The organism is Enteroscipio rubneri, from assembly GCF_002899715.1.
Classification (GTDB): domain Bacteria; phylum Actinomycetota; class Coriobacteriia; order Coriobacteriales; family Eggerthellaceae; genus Enteroscipio; species Enteroscipio rubneri.
In genome coordinates this window covers 25,292-31,801 of sequence record NZ_PPEK01000022.1, presented here as the reverse complement: position 1 = coordinate 31,801, position 6,510 = coordinate 25,292, and the positions used below count along the sequence as shown (strand labels likewise).

The following is a 6,510-nucleotide window of genomic DNA, read 5'->3' as shown; positions in this document are numbered from 1 at the left end:
TGCCCACGGCGGTCAGGAGCGTGAGCGCCATGGTGACCACGACGCCGATGTGGCGGGCGGTGAGGCCCTGCCTGGCTATTTTCTCAGCTGACATGACTCCTCCTTATCGTGTTGCGGTTGCGAAGATTCCCCTTCCGCACCTCCTTCCTCGTATTCGCAGCGCAATCAACGGCCACAGCCTGGACGCTGCGAATCATCATCCTGTTGCTGAATTATAGAAAAAACCGATGATACCTACGCCTCGCTTTCTTGGATTACGGCACGCCAGGGGAAATGTACAGATGCGAAAGCGTTAATGTGTACATTCCGCCGGCGCTGTCAGCAATTCCGGGAATCATTGAAGGCAGCCTCTCCTCCAGTGCGGATCAGAAGCCGGATCGCCAAACCAGATCCATGCCCGTTCAAGCGGAGATGATCGCCCCTGTGTTGCATGCGGGCCATCTCACCTGTTCCCGAGAAACGTCCGCCTTGCGAACGGAGGAAGCGCCGCCATGTCGGCCTCCACGATGACGTCGACCGGAGTGTCCGGGGCCGTCCTGATCCATTCTGCCGTCATGCGCACCGCGCCATGGCAGTAAAGCATGAGCGCGTAGCGCTCCTTTTCGTCGAGCACCTTGCCCGTCAGCCGTTTCAGATTGGATTCGTAGTAGTTGAAGACAAGCCGGGGCTCATGCTCGAGCAGCCCCTCGCGATCGCCAACCCGATAAACCTTCGAGAAGAACCAGTCCTTCGATCTCATGATCTCAAGCTTGGTTCGCACGGCCCGCTCCCACGTCATGTCGATGCCGATACGTCCGGTCGTCCCGACGACGAGCTGACGATACATCCAGTTGACCAGGTCGTACTTGTCAAGAAAATGATTGTAGAACGTCTGGCGGGATATACCGCACTTTCGGGCGATTTCGATGACGGTGATCTTGTCGAACGACTGTCGTTCGAGGACCTCCTCGAACGCTTGCGCGATGCGCTGTTTCTGACGATCGGCCGCCGTAGGCTTCGCCGTGCGGTACAGCGACCACGCGCTAGCGGGTCGCATCCATGGAATCTCCTGCTCGACGCGCCTCGTGTCCGACATAGCAGTACCTCCGCCCGCATCGCGCCGCAAACCGGCCCTGAGATGTTCCGTTGAGAAGCCGACTCTCGGTCGTTCGAGACAGCGGCCCGCCATGAACCCGCCGCCCAAAGCCCGATGAGATGGCCTTAGTATACCGCACGGAAAAGACTGGAGCGGGCATGCGCCTGAGTAAGAGCGATAGGAAATAGCGATGGTCGTTCGATCGTTACAACATCATGAGCAGCGCATAGGCGGCCACGCCCGACAGCGCGCACCATAGAAGCGACTTCGTCTTCCACGCCACGGCGACCACCACCGCAGCGGCAACGAGCGGCGCGGCAGCCGGCCACAGGCCCGCATCGAACATGCCGGGCGTCAGCAAATCATTGGCCACAAGCGCGGCAAACGCGGCCGGCGGGATGAAACCGAGCGCCTGTTCCACGTTTTCGGGGAGCTCTTTGCCTTTGAGCGCGAACAGCGGCAGCACGCGGCACGCAAGCATCGTGAGCGCGCAGCAGGCGAACACGATCAGGAAATCGCCCCAACCCATCGCCTCCATCAGCCGCGCTCCTTCGCCCATGAGAACAGCAGCGCACCCATGACGCCCACAAGCGCACCGATGAGGATGGCAGGTCCCGAAAGCCCGATCGTCTTGCAGGTGAACACGCCGAGCATGGCGCATGCGGCCGCAACGACATTCGCGGCGCTCGCTTTTTGCGTGGCGAGCAGGCATATGAAAATGGAGGTCATGGCGAACGATGCGATGGCCAGAGGCACTCCCACCGCATTTCCCACGAGCACGCCTACGACGTTGGAAATCGCCCAAGAACCCTGCGACATGAGGTTGACCAGCGTCGCCCGGCCCACCGACCAGCCGCCCGCCTCGAATTTCGCCGTGTTCACACCGTAGCTCTCATCGGTGACCGTGGCCGCAAACAGGAAGGCGAGGCGCTTCTTCACCCCTTCGCATCGGGGCGCGAACGAGGCGGCATACAGCATCTGTCGCGTGTTTACAAGCGAGACACTGGCCACGATGGAGGCGAGAGGAGAACCGGCCAGCCACATGTTCGGAATCATGAACTGCCCCGCCCCCGAATAAAACAGCATTGACAGCAGGAACACCTGCAGCGCGTCCAAGCCGATCGATGCGCTCAGGATGCCGCAGGGTATGCCGATGGCCACGTAGCCCAGCATGATGGGCAGCGCGGTAGACAGCGATTGTCGTATGTGATCCCCTGAAAGCACAGCTTCCCGATTATACAAGTTCCAAGCGCGGACGCAAGCAGGTTCCGTCGCCTATCGATGCATATCAAAGACGATACGAGAAGCTGCGCGAACAACCAGGCAGTCGTTTCTAGTGCAGCGCGTGTGGTATGAAAAGCCGCTGGTAGAGGTTCTTTGCATAGCGATCAGTCATGCCCGCGATGAAGTCTGCTACAGCACGCAGATCATCGCCGTCTGAAATGAGATGGTACTCCTGGGGGATCTCGCCAGGATGCTCAACATAGTGATCGAACAGATCGCTGACGAGGTGCGTCGCCTTGACCACCTCCGCCATAACCATCTCCGAGGTGTACACGCGCTCGAAGAGAAAGGCACGCAACTCCATCATGGCGGCCCAGACGTGCTCGCTCATGAGGATATCTTCCGCAGCAGCCGACGTTTCCACCATATCGAGAACGAGCGTCTCAATACGGGAAGAATGGTCGGGTCCTAGCACCGTATGCGTAGAGTCGGGCAAATCGCGTTCCGAAAGGATCCCCGCCCGAATGGCATCGTCGATGTCGTGGTTCACGTAGGCGATCCGATCGGCCGTGGCCACAATGCGGCCTTCAAGCGTCTCAGCGCGCACCTCGCCGGTATGGCAGACGATGCCGTCACGAACCTCCGGCGTGAGATTGAGGCCCTTACCGCCGTTCTCGATACGCTCGACCACGCGCAGGCTCTGCTCGTTGTGGCGGTACAGCGACATCGCCTCCGGAGAGGAGGGGTCGATGCCGCGATGACGAGCCAGGCAACTGGCAAGCGCCTCTTCCCCGGTATGGCCGAAGGGCGTGTGGCCCAGATCGTGCCCGAGCGAAATCGCCTCCGCGAGGTCCTCGTTCAGACCGAGTGCGCGCGCGATGGTACGGGCGATCTGCGCCACTTCGAGGGTATGCGTGAGGCGGGTGCGGAAATGGTCGCCCTCGGCGGCCAAGAACACCTGCGTCTTATGAGATAGGCGGCGGAACGACTTCGTGTGGAGAATCTTGTCGCGATCGCGTTGGAAATCGGTGCGCAGGATATCGGGCTCGGCCGAGCGGGCGCGCCCTTCGCTCTCATCGGCGAACGAAGCATCGGACGAAAGGATCTCGTGCTCGCGCTGCTCTTGATCCTCACGGTGAATGATGCGCATACACCCTCCTCACAACGGCTCCAGCCGAGCTGCGCGCAGGGCCGGCCTGCGACGACACGGACATTGTAGCAGAACGCGCGCGCAGAAACGGCTACGCCACCTCGCTCGGATCAAAGGCGCCGCGTTCTGTGATGATGCGCGTGATAAACCCCGCTGGCGTCACATCGAAGGCGGGATTCCATACGTCCACACCAGTAATGGGCGCTGGGAGCACCTCGGCGGGGTCGCGCTCTTCGATGGGGATGTCTGCGCCGGTGGGGATAGAGCGATCGATGGTCGACTCGGGAGCGGCCACATAGAACGGGATCCCGTGATGGCGTGCGAGCACAGCCACGCCGTAGGTGCCGATTTTGTTGGCCGTATCGCCGTTGGCCGCGATACGGTCCGCACCTACCACAACGGCGTCAACCTGGCTGCGTGCCATAAGGCTCGCGGCCATATTGTCGCAGATGAGCGTACAGGGCACCCCGATGCGCGAGAGCTCCCAGGCGGTAAGGCGAGCGCCCTGCCCCACCGGTCGAGTTTCATCGGCGTATACGCGTTCGATCCCGCCGCGCGCCGCCGCCGTATACACGACGCCGAGGGCGGTACCGAAGAATACCGTCGCCAGGCTGCCGGCATTGCAATGCGTGAGCACCCGCGCGTTCGAAGGAAGCAGTGCCGCGCCATGGACACCGAGAGCGCGGTTTGCAGCCTCGTCTTCGACCTCCATCCGCTTGACCTCGGCAAAAAGCGCATCGGCAATGTCAGAGGGAGAAGCCCCCTCGTCAGCGCGAACGCGGGCGAGCCGTTCGAGGCGACGAACGCCCCACGCCAGATTCACCGCTGTCGGCCGGGCGTCCGCAACCTCGTCGGCTATGCGGCCGAGCGCTTCGAAGAAGCGCGGACGCATCTCGCAGCATCCACCCGCCTGCAACGGAACCGCGCCTTCGTTGCAGGCCCAAAGCGTCATCGCAGCCGCCCCTGCCGCTCCAAGAGCGGGCGCACCGCGCACGGCGAGCGTCTTGATCGCCTCGACAACCGCACGCCAGTCCCCGGTGCGCGCAATATGCAGACGGGCGGGAAGCAGGCGCTGGTCGACGTATGCGAAGCCTGCATGACCGTCACCGTCGCGGACGAGTTCTACCGTGCGGGGCAAACGATCGAAGCGTGCATCAGCCATTGCGCATCCTCCCACTCATAGCGGAGCTTTTGTCTGTTTGGGCAGCGCCGCCCTGCCGCCCTAGGCGCAGCACGCAGCGTACGACGAAAAGGCCGTCTGCATGCCGAACGGTTACTGATCCGCCGTAACGTTGAGCTATTTGGCGCATGGACGTCAGACCGAAACCGTGCTCGGCGGGATCGCGCTTGCTCGTGCGGCCAGAAGGCGTCCCTTCGGGGGCGCTGTTCTCACAGCGCATACACAGCGCCTCTCCGTTCCAGTCGGCATCGAAGCGCAGCGCACGCCGGCTGCCCTCGGGCGCGCGCCAACATCCCTCCACGGCGTTCGACAGCAAGTTCGAGAGGAGCACCGCCAGATCGCCATCGCGCACGGGCAGTTTCTCGGGCACACGCACGTCGCAACGCACCTCCACACCCTGCTCGGTTGCCGCCGCGAGGTATGCCGCGCACGCGGCGTTCACCACGAGGTTTCTGCTGTAGCGCACGGGCGCGATAACGGCAAGCCCCTCGCTCAGCTCGCATGCATATGCCCTTGCACGATCCCACTCGCCCTCGGTCGCGAGCATCGCGAGCGCGTTCGCATGGTGCTTGAGGTCGTGGCGCATAACGCGTGTCGCATCCTCGCTAGCACGGATGTGAGCCAGCGTCTGCTCGGCGGCTCGCAACTGCACGTCGAGCTCGTGCGCTGCGGCCTCGTGCGCCACCATGCGCCGTCCGCGCGCCACGATCAGGGCGGCGAACGCGGCCATGGCCGCAAGCGCCGCATACTCGTTCTGCCAGAGACCGTAGAGGGGTTCGTAAGCCCCGGCGTCCAGCAGGTTCGCCGCGAATGCGAGCGCCATGGCTATTGCGGCGCACAATACGTAGGGCGCATCCGCCAACCGCGAACGCAAACCCGCGGCGGCGGCCGCCATGACGAGTGCCCACGCCGTCAAGCGGAACACGATCTGGAACGCCTCGTTCACGCCGATGAGCGCAGGAAAAGCGGGGATACCCGCCCCCACCAGAAGCCCTGAGGCAAGCGGCGCTACGGCAAGCAATGAGAACACGACTCGACGGCGTCGCGCAGAATCTGCAAGTCCTGACACGATGAGGGCCATGGCCGTCGCGCACGAAAGCACCGCCGTCCACAGCGCGTCCACAGCAGCGTGCAGCCAGGGGCCTGACCAGCCCAGCTGCCAGGCGAAGGGCTCGAAGCAGGCGCCCGACATGCACAAGCACAGAACCGCGAAGAGCATGAGAACGTGATCGTTGCGTCGTGGAGCCCATACCGCGCAGGCAAGCGCTGCAAGCACGAGCGGCGCGAAGCAGGCTGCTCCCGACGTCGCCGTGCGCACCGCTTGCCACATCCCCATAACCTGAGCCGTACCCACAACCGGCGGGTACACGAGCCCGCTGTAATAGCCGCCCGCGCTTTCAACATCAAACTCCAGCAACGCCGTACCGTCCACCACGATGCCCGCGAAAGCGCCGCTTCCTCGCGAAGCAATCTCCTCGCCGTCCACACGCAGCACGTAATCGCCGAACACTTCGGGCACGAACAGCGTGAGCGCCACCGGCTGCTGCATATCGACGGCCCGCAACGCGAGTGTATACACGGCCTGCCCATCTGGCGAGGGGCTTCCGGGCACGTAGGAGAAGTTGGAGTACTGCCCAATGAAAGTCTCGCGAACGCCGACGCCTTCGAGGTCCATGAGCCAGCCGTCGATCAGCACAAGCGGGCGATCGAGTTCGTCGCTTGTGAAAGCGAATTCGGCATCCGCGCCACGCGGGCATGAAACTGCATATTTGTTATCATAAAAGTAGCCCGCAGCGAAAACGGCCCCTGTGAGCACGAGAACGGCAATGCAAGCTGCCAGCGTACGAGTGCATCTCAACGACGACATAGCCCCTCGAACGA

6 protein-coding genes are annotated in these 6,510 nt (G+C 62.8%); all 6 read right to left on the bottom strand.

Going from position 1 to position 6,510, the window contains the following annotated elements:
* Nucleotides 1-442 precede the first annotated feature (442 nt).
* The gene (locus C2L71_RS11540) at nucleotides 443-1,075 is read right to left on the bottom strand and encodes a TetR family transcriptional regulator (protein WP_157938984.1); all 633 of its coding nucleotides are present in this window, start codon (nucleotides 1,073-1,075) and stop codon (nucleotides 443-445) included.
* A gap of 205 nt (nucleotides 1,076-1,280) precedes the next feature.
* Nucleotides 1,281-1,613 carry an AzlD domain-containing protein gene (locus tag C2L71_RS11535; RefSeq protein WP_103265911.1) on the bottom strand — a complete coding sequence of 111 codons (333 nt, stop codon included), beginning with the start codon at nucleotides 1,611-1,613 and terminating at the stop codon, nucleotides 1,281-1,283.
* Nucleotides 1,613-2,299: an AzlC family ABC transporter permease gene (locus C2L71_RS11530; RefSeq protein ID WP_103265910.1), complete on the bottom strand. Its 687-nt coding sequence runs from the start codon at nucleotides 2,297-2,299 to the stop codon at nucleotides 1,613-1,615. Before C2L71_RS11530 ends, C2L71_RS11535 begins: the two co-directional genes overlap by 1 nt.
* Nucleotides 2,300-2,408: 109 nt before the next feature.
* Nucleotides 2,409-3,449 (bottom strand): deoxyguanosinetriphosphate triphosphohydrolase, encoded by a 1,041-nt coding sequence (locus tag C2L71_RS11525; protein ID WP_103265909.1) that lies wholly within the window; start codon nucleotides 3,447-3,449, stop codon nucleotides 2,409-2,411.
* 91 nt (nucleotides 3,450-3,540) lie between these two features.
* A complete protein-coding gene (mtnA, locus tag C2L71_RS11520) occupies nucleotides 3,541-4,611 on the bottom strand; it encodes an S-methyl-5-thioribose-1-phosphate isomerase (RefSeq protein WP_103265908.1) in 1,071 nt (356 codons plus the stop codon).
* Nucleotides 4,604-6,496, bottom strand: a complete 1,893-nt coding sequence (locus tag C2L71_RS11515; protein WP_157938983.1) for a sensor histidine kinase — start codon at nucleotides 6,494-6,496, stop codon at nucleotides 4,604-4,606. The genes mtnA and C2L71_RS11515 overlap by 8 nt, the downstream gene beginning before the upstream one ends.
* Between the last annotated feature and the right edge of the window lie 14 nt (nucleotides 6,497-6,510).